General features: G+C 75.1%; 12 protein-coding genes and 1 pseudogene. 7 read left to right on the forward strand and 6 right to left on the reverse strand.

The features are described 5' to 3' along the window. Nucleotides 1-61: 61 nt before the first annotated feature. Nucleotides 62-2,833, reverse strand: coding sequence for a glycosyl hydrolase (locus ACFY60_RS27200; RefSeq protein ID WP_388614006.1), 2,772 nt, complete (start codon nucleotides 2,831-2,833; stop codon nucleotides 62-64). 315 nt (nucleotides 2,834-3,148) lie between these two features. On the opposite strand from ACFY60_RS27200, the gene ACFY60_RS27205 reads away from it, so the two are divergent. From ACFY60_RS27205 to ACFY60_RS27220, 4 genes and pseudogenes are all read left to right on the forward strand, one after another. Then, nucleotides 3,149-4,453 carry an extracellular solute-binding protein gene (locus tag ACFY60_RS27205; RefSeq protein ID WP_388614008.1) on the forward strand — a complete coding sequence of 435 codons (1,305 nt, stop codon included), beginning with the start codon at nucleotides 3,149-3,151 and terminating at the stop codon, nucleotides 4,451-4,453. A gap of 164 nt (nucleotides 4,454-4,617) precedes the next feature. After that, nucleotides 4,618-5,577: pseudogene (locus tag ACFY60_RS27210) on the forward strand (carbohydrate ABC transporter permease); the annotation flags it as partial. Between the two features lie 131 nt (nucleotides 5,578-5,708). Next, the gene (locus ACFY60_RS27215) at nucleotides 5,709-6,641 is read left to right on the forward strand and encodes a carbohydrate ABC transporter permease (RefSeq protein WP_388614009.1); all 933 of its coding nucleotides are present in this window, start codon (nucleotides 5,709-5,711) and stop codon (nucleotides 6,639-6,641) included. Nucleotides 6,642-6,704: 63 nt separating this feature from the next. Continuing rightward, nucleotides 6,705-8,111, forward strand: a complete 1,407-nt coding sequence (locus ACFY60_RS27220; protein WP_388614012.1) for a GH1 family beta-glucosidase — start codon at nucleotides 6,705-6,707, stop codon at nucleotides 8,109-8,111. A 93-nt stretch (nucleotides 8,112-8,204) separates the two neighbouring features. Here the strand turns inward: ACFY60_RS27220 and ACFY60_RS27225 are convergent, their stop codons facing one another. Further along, complete coding sequence (locus ACFY60_RS27225) at nucleotides 8,205-9,578, reverse strand: carbohydrate-binding protein (protein WP_388614015.1); 1,374 nt, start codon at nucleotides 9,576-9,578, stop codon at nucleotides 8,205-8,207. Between the two features lie 124 nt (nucleotides 9,579-9,702). Next, nucleotides 9,703-10,695 (reverse strand): LysR family transcriptional regulator, encoded by a 993-nt coding sequence (locus ACFY60_RS27230; protein ID WP_388614017.1) that lies wholly within the window; start codon nucleotides 10,693-10,695, stop codon nucleotides 9,703-9,705. Between the two features lie 121 nt (nucleotides 10,696-10,816). Here ACFY60_RS27230 and ACFY60_RS27235 point away from each other — a divergent pair, with 121 nt between their 5' ends. Further along, entirely contained in the window at nucleotides 10,817-11,548 is a 732-nt protein-coding gene (locus ACFY60_RS27235; RefSeq protein ID WP_388614019.1) for a DUF2470 domain-containing protein, read from the forward strand. A 9-nt stretch (nucleotides 11,549-11,557) separates the two neighbouring features. On the opposite strand, the gene ACFY60_RS27240 is transcribed toward ACFY60_RS27235, so the two are convergent. Both ACFY60_RS27240 and ACFY60_RS27245 read right to left on the reverse strand, forming a co-directional pair. After that, a complete protein-coding gene (locus ACFY60_RS27240) occupies nucleotides 11,558-11,887 on the reverse strand; it encodes a hypothetical protein (protein WP_309052563.1) in 330 nt (109 codons plus the stop codon). Nucleotides 11,888-11,962: 75 nt separating this feature from the next. Beyond that, nucleotides 11,963-13,399, reverse strand: coding sequence for a polysaccharide lyase 6 family protein (locus ACFY60_RS27245; RefSeq protein ID WP_388614022.1), 1,437 nt, complete (start codon nucleotides 13,397-13,399; stop codon nucleotides 11,963-11,965). Nucleotides 13,400-14,055: 656 nt separating this feature from the next. On the opposite strand from ACFY60_RS27245, the gene ACFY60_RS27250 reads away from it, so the two are divergent. Continuing rightward, nucleotides 14,056-15,729, forward strand: a complete 1,674-nt coding sequence (locus ACFY60_RS27250; protein WP_388614025.1) for an IclR family transcriptional regulator C-terminal domain-containing protein — start codon at nucleotides 14,056-14,058, stop codon at nucleotides 15,727-15,729. 153 nt (nucleotides 15,730-15,882) lie between these two features. Then, nucleotides 15,883-17,517, forward strand: coding sequence for an amidohydrolase (locus ACFY60_RS27255; RefSeq protein WP_388614027.1), 1,635 nt, complete (start codon nucleotides 15,883-15,885; stop codon nucleotides 17,515-17,517). Between the two features lie 63 nt (nucleotides 17,518-17,580). Here the strand turns inward: ACFY60_RS27255 and ACFY60_RS27260 are convergent, their stop codons facing one another. Then, on the reverse strand, nucleotides 17,581-19,176 hold the full coding sequence (locus ACFY60_RS27260) for an alpha/beta hydrolase (protein ID WP_388614158.1): 1,596 nt from the start codon (nucleotides 19,174-19,176) through the stop codon (nucleotides 17,581-17,583). Between the last annotated feature and the right edge of the window lie 16 nt (nucleotides 19,177-19,192).

Below are 19,192 nucleotides of genomic sequence, written 5' to 3' on the forward strand. Positions count from 1 at the left end.
GACACGGGCGCGGCGGCCCCGGGGGTGTCGGGGGGCCGCCGCGCCGTGCGGCAGGGCCGGGTCAGCCGTACGGGATGACCACCACGGAACGGTCCGCGCCGGTCCTCAGGCGGGAGTCCCCGTTCCCGATGGCGCTCCAGACCTCCAGCCGGACGGTGCCTCCGCGCAGGTCGCCGAGGGTGCCGGTGGCGGACTTCAGGCCCCGGGCGGCGGTGTAGTCCTCCCAGCCCGTGACGGGGTCGGTCGCGAAGTAGTGGTAGGTCTCGGTCCGTTCGAAGGTGCCGTCGCCGGTGAGGTCGTAGCTGACGCGGGCCTGCTGGCCGAGACCCACGGCCGTCCCCGCGTCGACCTGGAGGCGGAAGGCGGTGGCGGCGCCGGACCGCAGGGCCGCGTGGACGCCCCTGGCCTCGTAGACGAGCGGACGGTACGGGGTGCCGTCGTGGTTGGCACCCTGGGCCGAGGCGAGGACGTCGGCGCCCTCGGTGCCGCCGGTGGCCGTGGTGAGCGTGCCGCCGGAGCGCAACTGGAAGGTGTTGCCGGCCGGGGGCTGCGGGTCCGGGTCGGTGGAGCCGGGGCCGGTGGCGGTGGCCGTGGAGCGGGCCGGCACGGAGAGGGTGCGGCCGTCGGAGAAGGTGACGGTACGGGTCGTGGAGCCGTGGTTGTGGGCGGCGTAGGTGCGGGTGGTGCCCTTGGTGAAGACGGCCGCGGTGGGCAGGTCGGCGGTCACGGCGGGGTCGGGGGCGCCGAGCGTGTCGAGGGTGGTGATCCAGTGGTAGGTGTGGGCCCGCGACTCCCCCGCCTCCGGGGTGTAGGAGGCGTTCCCCGCGTCCCACTGCGCCTTCGCGGCGGCCGGGTCGGCGAGGGAGCGGAATTCCCAGAGCAGGTCGCGCCATTCGACGGCGGGTCCGCCGTTCTCGCGTTCCATCTCGGCGAGGTTGCGCCGGACGGCCTCCTTGTGGCCGCCGAGGTGGAGTGAACCGCCGGTCACCGGCAGGACGTTGATGCCGTGGATCTCCTCGGGGTTGGCGGTCCACCAGGTGGCGTAGGCGGCGCCGCTGCCCCAGACCATGCCGGCGGTGTCATGGCCGAAGGAGGCGGGGAAGACCTGCTGGTCGGCGTCGAACCAGTACTGGGCGATGGCCTCGCCCTCGGTGGTGAGCAGATAGCTGCCGAGGTCGCGCAGGCCGGTGTCGCCGGTGGCGGAGCCCCACAGGACGAGGGCGGCGCTCAGGTTGGTGGACTCCGAGGAGGACTCCTGGTTGTTGCCGGCGGCGAAGCCCTGGTGGCCGCTGGCCCAGCTGTGTCCGGCGTAGACGTCGAAGCCGCGCAGGAAGGGGTAGGCGGTGTCGGTGCGGCTGGGGTTGGCGGTGTCGCGGACGAGGGTCTTCACCATGCCGCCCCAGGCGGAGTCGGCGGCCCAGCCCGGGTCGTACTGGGCGACGATCGCGGCGGCGTACACGTAGTAGCCGTAGTGGAAGTGGTGGTCGTTGAGTTCGGTGTCGCTGCCGTAGGAGGCCGGGTAGCCGGTGAGGGTCTTCCAGACGCGGTCGTACGAGAACTCGCTCGCCCCGCCCGCGGTGAACCACTCCTGGAGGCGGCCCTTGATCAGCCCGAGGAGCCGGTCGCGGACGGCGCCCTCGCCGATCTGGTCGGCGACGGGCACGAGCTGGGCGAGCTTGCCGAGCGCCTTGCCCGTCCAGTAGGTGTCGACCGCTCCGGAGAACGGGTCGGCGGAGTTCACGACCTCGTTCAGGTGGCCGCGCAGCCGGGCCGTGTCCGTCCCGGCCGCCCTGGGCAGCGCCGGCAGGACGGGGGCGGCCTTCTGGGCGGTGGTGAAGGAGGCGGCCGCGCGCACCTTCATGGTGCCGCGCGGGGAGACGTACGTGTACGGGGTGAGGGCGTCGGTGGTGTGCAGCCACTGGTGCCGGTAGAGCGCCTGGAGGGTGCCGCGCTCGGTGCCCTCCTTCGCCTCGGTGGCGAGGGTGTAGGTGGCGCGGACGGTGCCCTGGGAGGTGCTCCAGTTGACGGTGGAGCCGGTGACGAAGCTGTACGCGTACGTGCGGAAGGTCGCGAGTGCCTCGGGGGAGGGCAGGACGGCGACGGAGAAGTAGTCCTTGCCGGCGAGGCCGGCGGTGAGGGTGGAGCCGGCGATGTTCCAGTCGGCCCCGGTGGGGGCGAAGAGGGCGTAGTGGTGGCCCGCGACGGTGATGCCGAGGACGTTTCCCTGGTCGGCGAAGACGGCCGGGGCGGTGGCGGTGGTGACGCGGGCGTCGCCGCCGGTGCCGCGGGCGTACACGAAGGGCATGCCGTGGCCGATGGTGGTGCGCAGGGTGCGGGCGCCGTCCGACCAGTAGGGGGTGACGGTCCAGTCGGACCAGCCGTCGACCTTGGTGTCGGGAGCGTTGAGGCCGGTGAGCCCGATGGTGAGGTCCCGCTTGTGGGCGTACTCGTACTGGCGGCCCTCGCCGACGACGGCGGGGCTGGTGGGGTAGCCGACGTCGAGGCCCGCGGCGGTGGCCTGGTAGGTGAGCGGGTGGCCGTACATGGGGGTGGAGTACGGGTTGTCGCCGTAGCGCTGGAAGGCGAGCGAGGACCACCAGTCGTTGGTGGGGACCGGCCGGCCCTGGGCGGCCGCGGTGACCTTGGGGGTGACGGGCGTGCCGGTGTTGGTGGTGGGCCCGGAGGTTCCCGGGGGCCGGGTGTCGGAGTGGCTTCCGGCGCCGACGGGAACGGTGGCGGCGGCCGCGGGGGTCGCGGCGGGGCCGAGTCCCAGGGCGGCGAGCGCGGCGACCAGGGCCAGTGCGGCGGCCGGTCGGAGGCGGGGGGCTGGCATGTGCGGCACCTCGATGGGGACGGGGGTGGGGGGCTGTGTGGGGGGCGCATGCGGGGCGGGGACGGGTTCGGGGGGTGCGGCGGGGCTCCGGCGGGTCTCCGGAGCGGTTTCGAGAGCGCTCTCAGATGGCCGGAAACGTAAAACTCCCGAAACCGGGGTGTCAAGAGAGCGTGCATGACGGGGAGTTCACGACCGCTCCCGACCGGCAGGCCTTCAAGTCTTGACGGGACACCCTTGGCGCGGGCACGCTCCAACCGCATCGCTGAGAGCGCTCTCAAAGCGTTTCCCGCTCGACCGGAGCCAAGGAGGCTTCCCATGCCCATCGCCCGAGCCGCCAGGAGAACCGCCGTCCGTCTCGGCGCGCTGGCCCTCACCGGGGCGCTCCTCACCGCCTGCGGAGGTTCCCCGGACTCCCCGTCCGCGGACAGCGCCGGCGGGAAGGTGACGATCACCGTCGACCTGTTCGGTTCGTTCGGGTACAAGGAGGCCGGACTCTACGAGGAGTACGAGAAGCTGCACCCGGGTGTCACGATCAAGCAGACGGACACCGAGGACGAGGCCGACTACTGGAAGTCGCTCCAGACGCGGCTGGCGGGTGGCGGCGGGCTCGCCGACGTCCAGGGTGTCGAGGTGGGCCGGATCGCCTCCGTCACCCAGCAGCAGTCGGACCGCTTCGAAGACCTCCGCACGTACGGCGCCGACCGGCTCAAGGGCCGGTTCGCCGAGGCCAAGTGGGCGGCCGCCACCGGCCGGAACGGCGAGGTCCTCGGCCTCGGCACCGACGTGGGCCCCGAGGCGATGTGCTACCGCGCGGACCTGTTCCGGCGGGCCGGCCTGCCGACCGACCGCGAGGAACTGGCCCGGCGGTGGGCCACCTGGGACGGCTACCTGGAACTGGGACGCCAGTACAAGGCGAAGGCGCCCGGCAGGAGCGCCTGGCTCGACAGCGTCGGCAGCCTCTACTCGATCATGATCGGCCAGCAGAAGGAGCGGTACTACGACGCCTCCGGCAAGCTCATCTGGGAGAACAACCCGGCCCTCCGCGAGGCGTGGGACCACGCCGTGGAGGCGGCCGAGGACGGGCTGAGCGCCCGGCTCGACCAGTGGTCGCCCCAGTGGAACCAGGCCTTCGCCGGCGGCTCCTTCGCCACCATCCCGTGCCCCGCCTGGATGCTCGGCTACATCAAGGGCCAGGCGGGCGAGGCCGGCAAGGGCACCTGGGACATCGCCCGCCTGCCGGGCGGCGCGGGCAACTGGGGCGGCTCGTACCTCTCCGTGCCGAAGGCGGCGAAGCACAAGAAGGAGGCGTACGAGCTGATCGCCTGGCTCACCGCGCCCGAGCAGCAGGCGAAGCTGTTCCGCAAGCAGGGCAACTTCCCCTCCGCCACCGGGGCGATCGACCAGGTCGCCGACGCCGAGGACCCGTACTTCTCCGACGCCCCCATCGGCCGGATCTTCGGCGAGGCGGCGAAGGCGGCCCCCGTGCAGGTCCTCGGTCCGCACGACCAGAACATCGCCCAGCAGATCACCAACGCGCTCAGCGAGGTCGAGCGGAAGGGCGTCTCCTCCGAGCAGGCCTGGTCGAACGCGCGCAAGGGCGTCGAGAACACCCTCGGCTGACGCCCCGCCCCGGCAGCGGGCCACGGGGCAGGGGACCGCTCCCCTTTCCGTACCGGCGCGCCCCGCCCCTCCCGCTCCGCGCTCCCCTCCGTACCGGCGCTCCAGGGCCCATCGCCTGCCCACCCCCCTCCGTCCCGCCGCTCCTCCACCCGAAGGGCCGCCCCGTGACCCTCACCGCACCCGAGACCCCGGCGCCGCCGCGACGGGCCGCCACGTCCCCGCCCTCACGGCCGGGGTCCGCCCGGCGGGCCTGGCGGACCCTCTCCCCGTACGCCTACATCGCCCCGTTCTTCACCCTCTTCGCCGCCTTCGGCCTCTTCCCCCTGCTCTACACGGCGTTCGTCTCGCTCTACCGCGTCGAGCTCCAGACGCCCGGCGACATGGAGTGGCGGGGACTGGGCAACTACACCGCCCTGTTCGGCGACAGCTACTTCTGGACCTCACTGCGCAACACCTTCACCATCGGAGTGCTCTCCACGGTGCCGCAGCTGGCGATGGCCCTGGGCCTCGCGCACCTGCTGAACTACCGGATGCGCGGGCGCACGTTCCTGCGGACGGCGATCCTCCTGCCGTACGCGACCTCCGTCGCCGCCGCCACCCTCGTCTTCGCCCAGCTCTTCGGCCGGGACTTCGGGCTGATCAACTACGCGCTCGGGCTGATCGGGATCGACCCCGTCGACTGGCAGACCGGCACGCTCGCCTCGCAGATCGCCGTCTCCACGATCGTGATCTGGCGCTGGACCGGCTACAACGCGCTGATCTACCTGGCGGGGATGCAGTCGATCCCCGACGAGCTGTACGAGGCGGCGGCCATGGACGGCGCCTCGCGGTGGCGCCAGTTCTTCCACGTCACCCTGCCGGGGCTGCGGCCCACCATCGTCTTCACCGTGATCGTCTCGACGATCGGTGCGACCCAGCTGTTCGGCGAGCCGCTGCTGCTCGAAGGCAGTGTCTCGGGCGGCATCTCGCACCAGTACCAGACGCTCGGCCTCTACATGTACGAGCAGGGCTGGGGCTTCTTCCACCTGGGGCGGGCCGCCGCCATCGCCTGGGTCATGTTCCTCCTCATCGTGGTCCTCGTGGGGGTCAACGCCCTGATCGCGCGCCGCCGTTCACGCGGTGAGCCCCGGGAGGGGAGCTCGGGCGCCGGGCGGAGCGGGCGCACCGGGCGCGGCACGCGCGCCCCTCGCCTCGAGCGCGCCCGTCGCACCACCCGTCCTCACACCGACCGCACCGACCGCGAGGAGGCCGGCCGATGACCGCGCTCGCCGACCCGACCGCCCCTCCCCCGGCTCCGGCGGCGGCGCCCCGGCCTCCCGCCGAAGGCCGCCGGGGCCGCCCGCCGCGCCGCCGCCCGTCCGGCGCCGGCCGGACCCTGCACGCCGGCCCGCTGGCGTACGGGATCCTCGTCCTCGCCGTCCTGGTCTCCGCGTTCCCGTTCTACTGGACCCTCGTGGCCGCCAGCCGCTCCAACGCCGACCTGGCGCAGGCCCCGCCGGCGCTGGTGCCCGGTCCGCATCTGATCCGGAACTTCGAGGCGGTCCTCGAGGAGGCCGACATCGGCAAGGCGCTGCTGAACTCCCTCGTCGTGTCGGGTTCGGTCACCCTCGGCACGGTGCTGTGCTGCACGCTGGCCGGCTTCGCCTTCGCCAAGCTCCGCTTCCGGGGCCGGGGGGCGCTGCTCGCGGTGACCGTGGGCACGATGATGATCCCGCCGCAGCTGGGGGTGATCCCGCTGTTCATGCTGGTCGCCGAGCTGGGGTGGGTGAACCAGCTCCAGTCGGTCATCCTGCCGGGTCTGGTGTCCGCCTTCGGGGTGTTCTTCATGCGCCAGTATCTGGTGCAGTCCCTGCCGGACGAGCTGATCGAGGCGGCCCGGGTGGACGGGGCGTCCACCGCACGCGTGTTCTGGTCGATCGTGGTGCCGATCGCGCGCCCCGGGATGGCCGTGCTCGGCCTGCTCACCTTCATGGCCTCGTGGAACGACTTCTTCTGGCCCGTCGTCGCGCTCTCCTCCTCCGAGCCGACCGTGCAGGTCGCCCTGCGCCAACTGGGCGGCGGATACGTCCACGACCAGTCCGTGATCATGGCGGGAACGCTGCTGGGAACGCTTCCCGTGCTGCTTGTCTTCGGTCTGCTCGGCAGGCAGATCGTCGGCGGGATCATGCAAGGTGCTGTCAAGGGCTGACCTTCCCCCACCCCCCTCCCCCGTCCCTCGCCGGACCTCCTCTCCCTCAGGAGTTCTCCTCACATGACGACGCTCGACGCACGCCCCGGCACGACCGCCCCCGCCCTCCGCTTCCCGCCCGGCTTCCGCTGGGGCACGGCCACGGCCGCCTACCAGATCGAGGGCGCCGCCTCCGAGGGCGGCCGAACGCCGTCCATCTGGGACACGTTCAGCCGCACGCCGGGAAAGGTACGCAACGGCGACACCGGTGACATCGCCGCCGACCACTACCACCGGGTCGACGAGGACATCGCCCTGATGCGGCGGATCGGGGTGACCGACTACCGCTTCTCCGTCGCCTGGCCCCGCGTCCAGCCCACCGGTCGCGGGCCCGCCGTGCGCACGGGCCTGGACTTCTACCGGCGGCTGGTCGACGGGCTCCTGGAGGCCGGCATCCGTCCCGTGGCCACGCTCTACCACTGGGACCTGCCGCAGGAACTGGAGGACGCGGGCGGCTGGCCGCACCGGGAGACCGCGTACCGCTTCGCCGAGTACGCGGGCCTCGTCGCGGAGGCCCTCGGCGACCGGGTGGCGACCTGGACGACGCTCAACGAGCCCTGGTGCGCCGCCTTCCTCGGGTACGGCAACGGGGTGCACGCGCCGGGCCGCACCGGCGCCGTCGCCTCGCTGCGCGCCGCCCACCACCTCAACCTGGCGCACGGGCTGGCGGCCCGGGTGCTGCGGGAGGCGGTCCCGGCGACGGCGGAGGTCTCCCTGACCCTGAACCTGCACGCCGTACGGCCCTGTTCGCAGGCCCCCGAGGACGTGGACGCGGCCCGCAGGATCGACGCGGTCGGCAACCGGATCTTCCTGGACCCGGTCTTCCACGGCCGGCTCCCGGAGGACCTGGTGCGGGACACCTCCGCGGTCACCGACTGGGGCTTCGTCGCGGACGGCGACCTGGCGGCGGTCTCCGCGCCGCTCGACTCCCTCGGCATCAACTACTACGCGCCCTCGCTCGTCGGGGCCGGCACCTCCGACTCCCCGTCGCCGTGGGCGGGCGCGGAGCGGCACGTGCGGTTCGAGACGGTGCCCGGGCCCCGGACGGCCATGGACTGGCCCGTCGACGCGGACGGCCTGCACGGGCTGCTGCTGCGGCTGCGGGACGAGCTGCCGGGGGTCCCGCTGGTCATCACCGAGAACGGGGCCGCGTACGACGACTACGCCGACCCCTCCGGCCGGGTGAAGGACCCGGAGCGGGTGGCCTATCTGCACGCCCACCTGGCCGCGGTGCACCGCGCGCTCGCCGACGGGGCGGACGTCCGGGGCTACTTCCTCTGGTCGCTCCTGGACAACTTCGAGTGGGCGTACGGCTACAGCAAGCGGTTCGGCATCGTCCACGTGGACTTCGCCACCCAGCGGCGTACGCCCAAGGACAGCGCCCGCTGGTACGGGGAGGTCATCGCGCGGGGCGGCCTCGACACCCCGTGACGGCCCGCGTCCCGCCTCCGGCCCGCGCGGGAGTGGCCCCGTGCCGGGAGCCCGCCACCCATGGGGCTCCCGGCACGGGGCGCGGGGGGATGGTCAGGCGCGCTGCCAGAGCGCCGGGGTGGTCGGCGGCTCCCAGCCGGTCTGGGCCTGGTGGCCCTGGAGGCAGCGGTAGGTGCCGCCGCCGTAGGTGACGACGTCACCGGCCTTGTACACCTTGCCGACCGCCCAGGTGCCGCCGGGCTGCGGTTCGCCCGGGCCGGGGCCGGGGTCCGTGCCGGTGGTCCTCAGGGTGAGGCCGTAGTTCTGGAGGATCGGGTTGAGCGGCTGGAAGAAGGTGGTGCCGCCGGTGGAGCAGTTGCCCGAGCCGCCGGAGGTCACGCCCTGGGCCTGGCTGCCGGAGATGTACGAGCCGCCGGAGTCGCCGGGCTCGGCGCACACGGTCGTCCGGGTCACCCCGCTGATGGTGCCCTCGGGGTAGGTGACGCTGGTGTTGTGCTGCTGGACGGTGCCGCAGTGCCAGCCGGTGGTGGAGCCGGACCGGCAGACGGAGGAGCCCACGGGCTGGAGCACGGAGCCGGTCACCTGCACCTGGGCGCCGCCCGCGCCCTTGACGTACGGAGTGGCGGTCCAGCTGGAGTTGGCGGCGACCCAGGCCATGTCGCTGCCGGGGAACACCGAGGCCTGGAAGGTGCCCTGGGCTACCTGGTTGTAGCCGCTGGTGCCGGTGCCGGCGCGGCCGCAGTGACCGGCGGTGGCGAAGCCCTGGGTGGTGCCGCGGGTGACGGCGAAGCCGACCGAGCAGCGGCCTCCGCCGCCCATGTGGTAGGCGTCGCCACCCCTGATGTCGTAGAGCGGGCGGGGCGCCTCGGCGGTGCGGACCACGCGGACGAGGTGGCGGGGGACGCCGGTGGCGGCGAGGAGCCGGTCGCCGGCTCCGGCGCGGGCCTCCTCGACGACGAGGACGTTGGCGCGGACGTCGACGTAGCGGACGGGCGCGTCGGCGGTGGCGGCCCGGTCCAGGGCGGCCTTGGCGCGGTCGAGGGCGGCGAGGTCGTTCGGGACGACGCGCACGGTGGCGCCCGCGGCCCGTATCGCGGCGGTGTCGGCGGCGCGGGTGGTGGCGACGGTGAGCGTGCGCGCCTCGGGACCGTCGACCCAGGCGCCGGCGAAGGCGGAGCCCAGGCTGTGCCGGAGGCGGGCGGCGGTGGCGCCGGCCTCGGCCTCGTGGGCGAGGCGGGACAGCGCCTGGGTGCGGGTGAGGCCGAGGTCGCGTTCCATGGCGCGCAGCAGCTCGGGCGGGGCCGCGTCGGCGCCGAGCGTCCGGGCCGCGCCGGCGGTGGCGCCGGTGGAGACGGACGGGGCTTCGGGCCGGGCGACGGCGGTGGCGGAGCCGGCCTGGAGGCCGGCGAGCGCGAGACCGGCGGCGGCCAGCACGGTACACGCCGTGCGGGCGTGTCGTCGGAGCATGGGGGCTCTCCTCGGGTTGCGGTGGGGATCTGCGGCCACCGTAGGAACCCCGAGGGGGACGGCGGGAGCTGCCGACCGGCCCCTGCCACGGCGTTATGGCCACCGCCGGCGCGCCGTGGACGCCCTACTCACGCCCGGCTCCTGACGCCCCAACAGCTCCGGACGCCCGTACGGGGACGGAGGCGTGGGGCACGGCCGGTGCGGGGGTGTGGACGGCGCTGCGGGTCAGCGCGTCGGTGTGGGCGGCCCGGGCGTGGGCGAGGACGGCGGCGGCGCGGCCCGCCGCCCGGCCCTCGGGGTGCCAGCCGAGGAGGTGCCGCCAGACGAGCGGGGTCCCGGCGAGGGGGCGGGTCACCAGGCCGGGGGTGGCGGGGAAGGTGGCGCGGCACAGACCGACGGCGCGGCCCACCTGGACCAGGTGGACGCAGGAGGCGGTGTCCGTCTCGTAGACGCAGGCGGGGGTGAAGCCGGCGCGGACGCAGGCGGCGGCGAAGCAGTCGCCGAAGCAGCCGTCGCCGGGTACGTCGCTCCACGCCTCCGCGGCCAGTTCGGCGAGTTCGATCTCCGCGCGGGCCGCGAGCGGGTGGTCGGCGGCCAGCATGACGTGCACGGGGTCGCGGGCGACCTCGGTCCAGGCGAGCCGCCCCGCCTCGGGGGGTCCGCTCTCGCCGCAGACCCCGACGAGGGCGAAGTCGAGCCGTCCGGCGGCGACCCCGCGGGCGATCTCCCGTTCCGACCAGGAGGTGTACGTGGTGACCTGGGCGCCGGGTTCGGTGCGGGCGAGCCGGTCCACGAGGCCGCCGAGGAGCGGACCGTGGGTGCCGCCGAGCCGGTAACCGTCCGCGCCCTGCCGGGCGAAGCGGACGGCTTCCTCCTGGAGTTCGCACACGGCGGGCAGGACGACCCGGGCCCGGTCGAGGACGAGGTCCCCGAGGGCGGTGGCGCGCACGCCGTCCCGGCCCCGCTCGAACAGCGTCCCGCCGAGGGCCCGCTCGATGCGCTTGAGCTGGGCGCTGAGGGCGGGCTGCGCGAGGCCGAGGACCGTCGCGGCGCGGGTGAGACTGCCGGCGTCCGCGATGGCCCGGATCGTCTTGAGGTGTCGCAACTCCAAGTCCATGCGGAGAGCTTGCCGCCCCTCCCCCGCACAGGTCCATACCAAGGAGGGGGCTTGGAAAGCCCTCAGGGAACCCCTAGGGTAAGTTAGGTGAGCCTTACCTAACCGATCAGGGGGTTTCCCGATGGTCTCCGATCCTTCCTCGACCGCGCCGACGGACGCGGAGCGCGTCCGCACGGTCGTGGCCGCCGCCGACTCCCTCACCGTGGTCACCGGCACCCGCGACTACGTGCTCCTCGGCGCCGGCCTGCACACCGTCGACGAGGACGGCCGCCTCCTCCTGCACGTCCCTCCGGACTGCCCGCTCACCGCCGAGGTCGCCACCGCGCCCTGCGGGGTCCTCTCCACCCTGCTGAAGTTCACCGACGTGGCCCCCGTCGCGCTGCGCGACCGGGTGCGCGCCCGGGTCACCTTCGCCGGCTGGCTCACTCCGGGGGCACGGGACACCGAACTGCGCCTGGACACGGCCCACGTCTCCCTGGAGACGGCCCGCGGCACCGTCACGGTCGGCCTGGACGAACTGGCCCTCGCCCGGCCGGACGCGCTGGCCCCGTACGAGGCGGGGATGCTCACCCACCTGGTCGACGGCCACGGCGACGTGGTGGACCTCCTCGCCGGGCTGCTCGACCCGGCCCTGCTCCGGGGCGCGACCGCCGTCCGGCCCGCCGCCGTGGACCGCCACGGCCTCACCCTGCGGGTGGAGCGCGCCACCGGGCACGACGACGTCCGGCTCCCCTTCACCGCCCCCGCGTACGAGCCCGCCCAGGTGGGCGACCGTGTGCACGGCCTGATCGCGGCGGCCGAGCGCGCCTTCCACGGCCTCGCCCCCCTGCCGCTCGGCCGCCGCCCCGAGTGAGGCGGGGCGTCAGGGCCCCTCCTCCTGGAAGTCGTCGCCCGCCAGGCGCAGCGCCAGTTCCTGGAGGATCGCCTCCGTCCTCGGCTCGGCGCCCGTGCCGTCGTACGCGTCGGCCACCGTCTCGAAGGCCAGGATGAAGCCGTTGACCAGCGCGCTCAACGGCTCGGAGAGCTGGGCGAGCACGGCGAAGCCCGCCTCCTCGGCCGTCGCCCCCGTCCGTACCTCGAACTGCTCGGGAATGACCTCCCCGAGCAGGTCCGAGGCGATGCGTTCGTCCACGTCGGAACGCAGGGCCGTGAGCGCGGCGATGGCCTTCAGCTTGATCTCGTTCTCCGTCACATGCCGAGGTTAGGCCGAAACGGGCGCGCGGCGGGGGAGCCGCGAGCGAAGCCCCGGCGAACCCGGGGTGCCCGCTCAGGAGGCGTTCGGGCCGACGTCCGCCGTGGTGAGGGGTGAACGGAGCGGGGCGGCGGTCGTGTACTGGTCGGCGCCCACGTCCCGGGCGGCGCCACGGGGGTGGCCGTCGAGGTCCTCCGTGACGGCCGGGCTCGCGAGGGTCGCCGCGCCGATCGCCGGGCTGCCCCCCGTCAGGCGGTACACCCCGTCGGCACCCCGCTGGAGGCGCGGGTCGGTGCGGACGAAGCCACCCGCCGGCAGGTTGCCGTTGGCGGCGGCACCCCACAGGATGTTGCCGCTCCACCGGAAACCTCCGGTCGCGCCCATCGCGACGAGCGTGCCCGCGTCGCCCACCAGCAGGTTGTCGGCGACGACCACGTCGCGGGGCTCGTGGTCCTTCGTCTCGCCGAGCAGCGTGCGGGTGTTGCCCCACAGCGTGTTGTGCGCGACGACCGCGCGGTCGCAGGCGTCGTTGCCGCGCCGCTCCTCGGTGGTCTCGCCCTCGTGGTGGTCGCGGGTGGTGCCGCTGCCGATCACCAGGGCCTTGCCGGTGAGCCCCGCGACGTAGTTGTTGACGATCAGGTGGTCGTTGCCGTAGACGCGGATGCCGTCGTGGCCGTCGACGATGTGGTTGCCCGCCACGGTCGTGCGGTTGCCGTGGCGCAGGACGATGCCGCCGAGGCTGTCGCGGACGGTGTTGTAACGGACGGTGTTGTCCGAGGACTTGACCGAGACCGTCTCCGGGTCGCCGTCGCACCGCTCGAAGAGGTTGTACTCGACGAGGGCGTGGGCCGGCGTGAGGGCACGGGAACTGACGCCCAGGCGGATGGGCTCGCCGCCGTTGTCCCCGGCGAAGGTGTGGTCGGAGAAGTGGTTGCGCAGGACGTGGAGCCGCTGCGCCATGCCCGTCGTGCCCGGCCCGTCGACACGGAGGAAGATGCCCTCGGTGGTCTTGTGGTGGAAGTGGTTGCGGTCGATCTTGACGTCGTCGCCCTGGACGATCACCCAGTCCAGACCGGTGAGGTCGGCGAACCGCAGGTCGTTGCGGGTCAGCCGGATGCGGGTGCTGCCGGTGGGAATCACCATCGAGGTGCTCTGCCGCAGGGCGAAGCCGCTGATGGTGATGTCGCTGGAGTCGTCGAAGACGAAGCCGCGGGTGCCCTGGAGCACCGCGCCGCCCCGCGAGGCGGCGACGACGGTGATGGGGGCGCTGCTGGTGCCGCGCTTGCCGGCGAAGCTGATCCCGTCCGAGGGCAGGGTGTAGGTGCCGTCGGCCAGCACGATCCGGTCGCCGGGCAGCGCGCGGTCGATCGCGAGCTGGAGTTCGGCGAGGGAGGCCACGGGGACCACGCGCTCGGCGGCGAAGGCCGCGGACGCCGCCCCTCCCACGGCGGCGGGTACGGCGGCGAACGCCGCGCCCAGCAGCGTGCCCTTCAGAAGCGTGCGTCGTCGCATGATGCGTTCTCCCGTGATCGGCGAATGCGCGCACGCGGTCCCGTCGTGCGGCGCGTCCCCCAGCTTTCCGCCCGGTCCTGCCGTCCCGCTCACGAACGGCTAACGCCCGGCGGCGGTCGGACCGCGGCCGGCTGCCGTCCGGGCGGGGGACGCCTGGCCTGCGGTCCCGCCCAGGCGGTACGTCGACGCGTGCCCGCGGGCGGGGACCGGGACCCGCACGGGGGCCGGGACCGGGCGATGCCCTGGCGCGGGCCCCGCTGCCACCGGCTTCCGTGGAGGCGTGGCGCCCTCGCCTTCCGCCCGGCCGTGGTCGGCGCGGGAGGCCGAGCCGGCCGCGTCCGCCCTGGACGCGGCGGAAGTTGCTCGACCCGCTGGCCCCGCTGCCCCGGGCGGTCGTCCACCGGGGACCCGACCGGTACGCGGCCGGGCCGGGCCCTCCGCCGCGGCGGGGCCCTCGACCTGGGCAGCGGGATCGGCGGACCGGGCGGGTGAGGGGGCCGGGGTACGACCCGGTGCCGGGGCCGCCGGGGCCGAGGCGTGGACGCCCGGGCGGCCGCCGGGGACGGCCGGTACGGTTCTCCTGCCCGCTCCGGGGCCGAGGGCCGCGCCCGGACCGGCCCCGTCCGCCGTACAGCGCCGCCCGAGGAGGCAGGACGATGGAGCAGACCACCGCGTCGTCCGGGGAGACCTCCGGCGCGCCCGCCGACCGGGCCGGGCCGCCGGTGCCGGCGGTGTCCGGCGAGTCCGCGGCCGGGTCCGCCGGGGCGGTGGGGCCGCTGGTTCGCGGTCTGGAGGTGCTGCGGGTGCTCGCCACCGGACCCGAACCGCGCCGGCACCCCGGGGAGCTGGCGCGGGTCACCGGCCTCGCCCGGTCGACGGTGGACCGGATCACCACCACCCTCGTCCGCGTCGGCGTGCTGCGCGCCGAGGGGCGCGAGCTGTTGCTCGCCCCCGGGGCGGCGGAGCTGGGCAACGCCTATCTCGCCTCCTGCGGCCTGCCCGAACTCCTCGGCCCGCACGCCGCGTCGCTCGCCGCCACCCTGGACGAGTCGGTGTCCCTGGCCGTCCCGGACGGCGACGGGGTCCGCTTCCTCACCCAGTCCGCCCGGCGCCGGGCCATGGCGATCTCGCTGCGGCCCGGCGAACTGCTCCCGGCCGGACACTGCGCGGCGGGCGCGCTGTTCGCCGCCGGCCGGGACGAGGACGGGGCGGCGCGGGGCTCCGGCACGCCCGACCGGCACAGGAGGGTGGCGGAGGCCCGCGCGCGGGGCTTCGCGGTGGACGACCAGGGGGTCGAACCGGGCCTTGTCGCGGTCGCCGTGCCGGTGCGCGGCCCGGACGGCGCGGTGGTCTGCGCGGTCGGGGTGGAGAGCCACACCAGCCGGCACAGCGCCGCCTCGCTGGAGGAGCGGGCGCTGCCCGCGCTGCGGCGGACGGCCGCCGCGATGGAGGAGGCACTCGCCTCCGCCCCGGCCACCACCACACACCCGGCTCCCCCGGTGGTCTCGGCCGCCGGTGCCCGCAAGGACGCCCTCAGGGAGGAGCTGGGCGCCGGATTCCTGCAGTCCCTCGCACGCGGCCTGGACGTGCTGCGCGCTTTCGGGGCCGTACGGGGCCCGGCCCGGCTGACCGATCTCGCCCGGCTCACCGGCCAGCCGCGGGCCACCGCCCGCCGCTCCCTGCTGACCCTGCGGCACCTGGGATACGTACGGGAGGAGGAGGCGGGTTTCCGGCTGCTGCCCCGCGTCCTGGAGCTCGGCTACGCCCGGCTCTCCGAGCTGACGCTGCCCGAGATCGCGACCCCGCATCTGGTGGACCTGGTGCGCCGGGTCCGGGAGTCGGCCTCGGTGGCGGTGCTCGACGGCGACGACATCCGGTACGTGGCGCGGGTCGCCGGCAGCCGCATCATGCGGATCGACATCGGCATCGGCACCCGGTTGCCCGCGTACGCCACGGCGATGGGCCGTGTCCTGCTCGGCGCGCTGCCGGCGGCGGAACGGGCCGTGCGTCTCGGCCGGATCACGCCGGAGGCGCTGACACCGCACACCCTCACCACGCGCGACGACCTGGAGGAGGCCGTGACGGCGACGGCGGAGCGCGGACACGGCTGGGTGGAGCGGGAGTTGGAGGAGGGCCTGCGGTCGCTGGCGGTGCCGGTCACGGACGGGGCGGGCCGGGTCGTCGCCGCGGTCAACATCGCCCTGCACGCGGGGCGTGCCACCCCCGAGGAGAGCCTGGCCACGCTGCTGCCCCCGCTGCGGGAGACCGCCGCCCTCATCAGCGCGGACCTCGCCGCCGTGGGCCGCTTCTCCCCCGTCGCGCCGGGCTGACCGCCCCTCGGGGCGCCCGGGGCCGACGCCGTCCGCGCGGGGCCACCGACCGCCCGGCGGGGAGTCGTTGACGGCGGTACGTCCGCCGGGCTTCGATGGCGCCCGGCGACCGAGCTCGCCGCCACCGTTCACCGCACGCCCCGGAGCCGTCACATGCCCAAGGCCGATCTCGTCCTCACCGGAGGGCCCGTCCTCACCCTGGATCCCGCCCGCACCCGGGCCACCTCGGTCGCCGTCACCGGTGAACGGATCACGGCCGTCGGCCACGACGAGGTCCGCGAGCTGATCGGCCCCGGGACCGAGGTCGTCGACCTGCGCGGGAAGCTGCTGCTGCCCGGTTTCCAGGACGCCCATGTGCACGCGGTCTACGGCGGGAGCGAGCTGGCCGAGTGCGATCTGACCGGGACGGTCGGCGTCGCGGAGTACCTGGAGCGCGTCCGGGCGTACGCGCGGGCGCATCCGGACCACGAGTGGATCACCGGGGGCGGCTGGTCCCTGGAGAGCTTCGCGGGCGGTCTGCCCACCCGCCGGCTGCTCGACTCGGTCGTCCCCGACCGGCCGGTGCTCCTGTCGAACCGCGATCACCACGGCGCGTGGGCCAACACCCGCGCGCTCGAACGGGCCGGGATCACGGCGGCGACGCCCGACCCCGCCGACGGCCGGATCGAGCGGGAGGCCGACGGCACGCCCAGCGGCATGCTGCAGGAGGGGGCCGCGGCGCTGGTCGGCCGGCTCGTCCCGGCCGCCACGCCCGCCGACCGGCTGGCCGGGCTGCTGCGGGCGCAGCGGCTGCTGCACTCGCTGGGCATCACCGGCTGGCAGGACGCGCTGCTCGGCGAGTTCGGCGGGCGGCCCGACCCCTCGGACGCCTACGCGACCGCGGCCCGTGACGGCTCGCTGACCGCGCGGGTGACGGGGGCACTTTGGTGGGACCGGGAGCGGGGGGCGGAGCAGATACCCGAATTGGAGGCCCGGCGAGCCGAGTTGAGCCACGGCCGGTTCCGGGCGCGCTCGGTGAAGATCATGCAGGACGGCATCGCGGAGAACTTCACGGCCGCGATGACCGCCCCGTACCTCGACGGCTGCGGCTGCGTCACCGCGAACGCGGGCCTCAGCTTCGTGGACCCGGAGGCGCTGCGCGGCCATGTCACCGCGCTCGACGCGCGCGGCTTCCAGGTCCACTTCCACGCCCTGGGCGACCGCGCCGTCCGGGAGGCGCTGGACGCGGTGGAGGCGGCCCTGGAGGCCAACGGCCCGCGCGGCAACCGCCATCACCTCGCCCACCTCCAAGTGGTGCACCCCGACGATCTCGCGCGCTTCGCCCGGCTGGGGGCCGTCGCGAACATCCAGCCGCTGTGGGCGGCCCACGAACCGCAGATGGACGAGCTGACGATCCCGTTCCTGGGGCCCGAACGCGCCGCCCGGCAGTACCCGTTCGGCGATCTGCTGCGGGCCGGCGCGACGCTCGCCGCGGGCAGCGACTGGCCCGTGAGCAGCCCGGACCCCCTGGAGGGCCTGCACGTCGCCGTCAACCGGCGGGCGCCGGGCACCGACGACGAGCGGGTCTTCCTGCCGGAGCAGCGGCTGGACCTCACCACCGCCCTGGCCGCCTACACCGCCGGCTCGGCCCACGTGAACGGGCACGACGACGCGGGCAGCCTGCGGGCCGGGAACCTGGCCGATCTGGTCGTCCTGGACCGCGACATCCTCACCGGCCCTCCGGAGGAGATCGCGGACGCCCGGGTGGAGCGCACCTATGTGGGAGGCGTGCTCGTCCACGCCGCCTGAACCGGCGGTTCCGGCCGGTCGCCGCCGGGCCTCCGGGCGAGGCGGTGCCGCCACGTCTCCCCGTCAGGGGTGACCGCCGGACCCTTCGCCGAGGGGGTCCGCCGGACGTCTTCCCCGGACGTCTCCGTCCGGTGTGTCCGTCAGGTGGGCGAGCACCGACCGCATGGCGTGGCGGACCGCCGCCCGGGACTCCTCCGTGGGGTCGAGCGTCTCGAAGCCGTGCCGGCCGTGCGGCACGTCGACCACCTCGACGGCGGCCCCGTGGGTCCGGGCGGCGTCCAGGAAGTCCGCGACGGTCCGCGCGAAGTCGGGGTGCTCCCGGCCGGCCCGGGTGAGGACGAGCGGGAGCCGCCCGGCGGAGGCCACCGCGGTCACGGGCCGGAAGCGGGACGGGACCGTCTCCCAGCCGGGCGGCGGGGCGAGCACCGGGTACGTGAGGGCGAGGGCGCCCAGCCAGGGCGGCGGCGCGGCGAGCCAGTCCGAGGCGAGGAGTCCCCCGCCGGAGAAGAACCACAGGGCGATCCGCCGTTCGTCGACCCGGGGGTGCGCGCGGGCCCGCTCCACGGCCTCGGCCAGGTCACCGGCGGCCCGCCCGTAGTCGGTCAGGGCGTGCAGGCGGTGGTCCAGGGTGATGCCGACGGCGCCCAGGTCCGCCGCGTGGCGGGCGTAGCCGAGGAGGACCGGGGAGTCCCTCGGGGTGGGCCGTGCGTCGGCGTCCACCGGTCCGCCGTGGACGAAGAGGACGGCGGGACGGGGGCCGTCGGCCTCCGGGAGGTGGAGGTCGATCCGGCCGGTGCGCTCGCGGGGCCGTACGGGCACGTCGAGAAGGAAGGGGCGGTCGGCGGCCGCCTCGTCCGGGCCGGGGCCCGGCGCCGGGAGCCGGTGGCCCCGGCCGGCCGCGGCGGCGAGGAGGACGCCGGCGAGGTCGTCGGGGCGGGAGAGCATCGGCCAGTGGCCGGTGTCCAGCTCGAAGAAGGTCACACCGCGCTCCGCCAAGGCCCGGAACGGGGGCGGTCCGGCCTCCGCCAGCGTCTCGAGCATGCCGATGCCGGGCCCGTCGGCGGTGCACAGGACGCCGGTGGCGGGGATGTCCGCGACGGCGGCCGGAAGGCGGAGCGGTTCGGTGAGGGTACGGGCGGGCTGGGGGACGGCCAGCCGGTCGAGCCGTTCGCGGGCGGCCGGGGACAGGCCCTCGGTGCTCCCCCAGCGCTCCCACTCCTCCCCCACCGGGGCCGGTACGTCGGCGGGGGTCGCGCCGGTGGTGGCGGTCAGCCGGTCGCGGACGGCCTCGTCGCGGACGAGGCGCAGCGCCGGGTCGCCGTCCCCGGCCATGCCGGCGGCCACGTACACGACCCGGGCGATCCGCCGGGGCCGCCGGCCGGCGGCGCCGAGGACGGGGTGGATGCCGTAGTCGTGGCCGACGAGCACCACGTCCCCGGGGTCGTCGGAGCCGAGGCCGTCGATGAGCCGTACCAGCTCGTCGACGTGCGTCTCCAGGCCGATGTCCGTATTGGCCGGGCCGGCGCCCGGGCCGCGCGGCGAGGGGCCGGTGAGGGTGACCGGGTGGGCCGCGGCCCCTTCGGCCCGCAGCCGGGCGGCCACCTCGTCCCACACCCAGCCGCCGGTGAAGGGCCCGGACACCAGCAGGAACAGCGTCATGATCGTCTCCTCGCAC

It is taken from the genome of Streptomyces sp. NPDC012827 (assembly GCF_042900905.1).
Classification (GTDB): Bacteria; Actinomycetota; Actinomycetes; order Streptomycetales; family Streptomycetaceae; genus Streptomyces; species Streptomyces gulbargensis.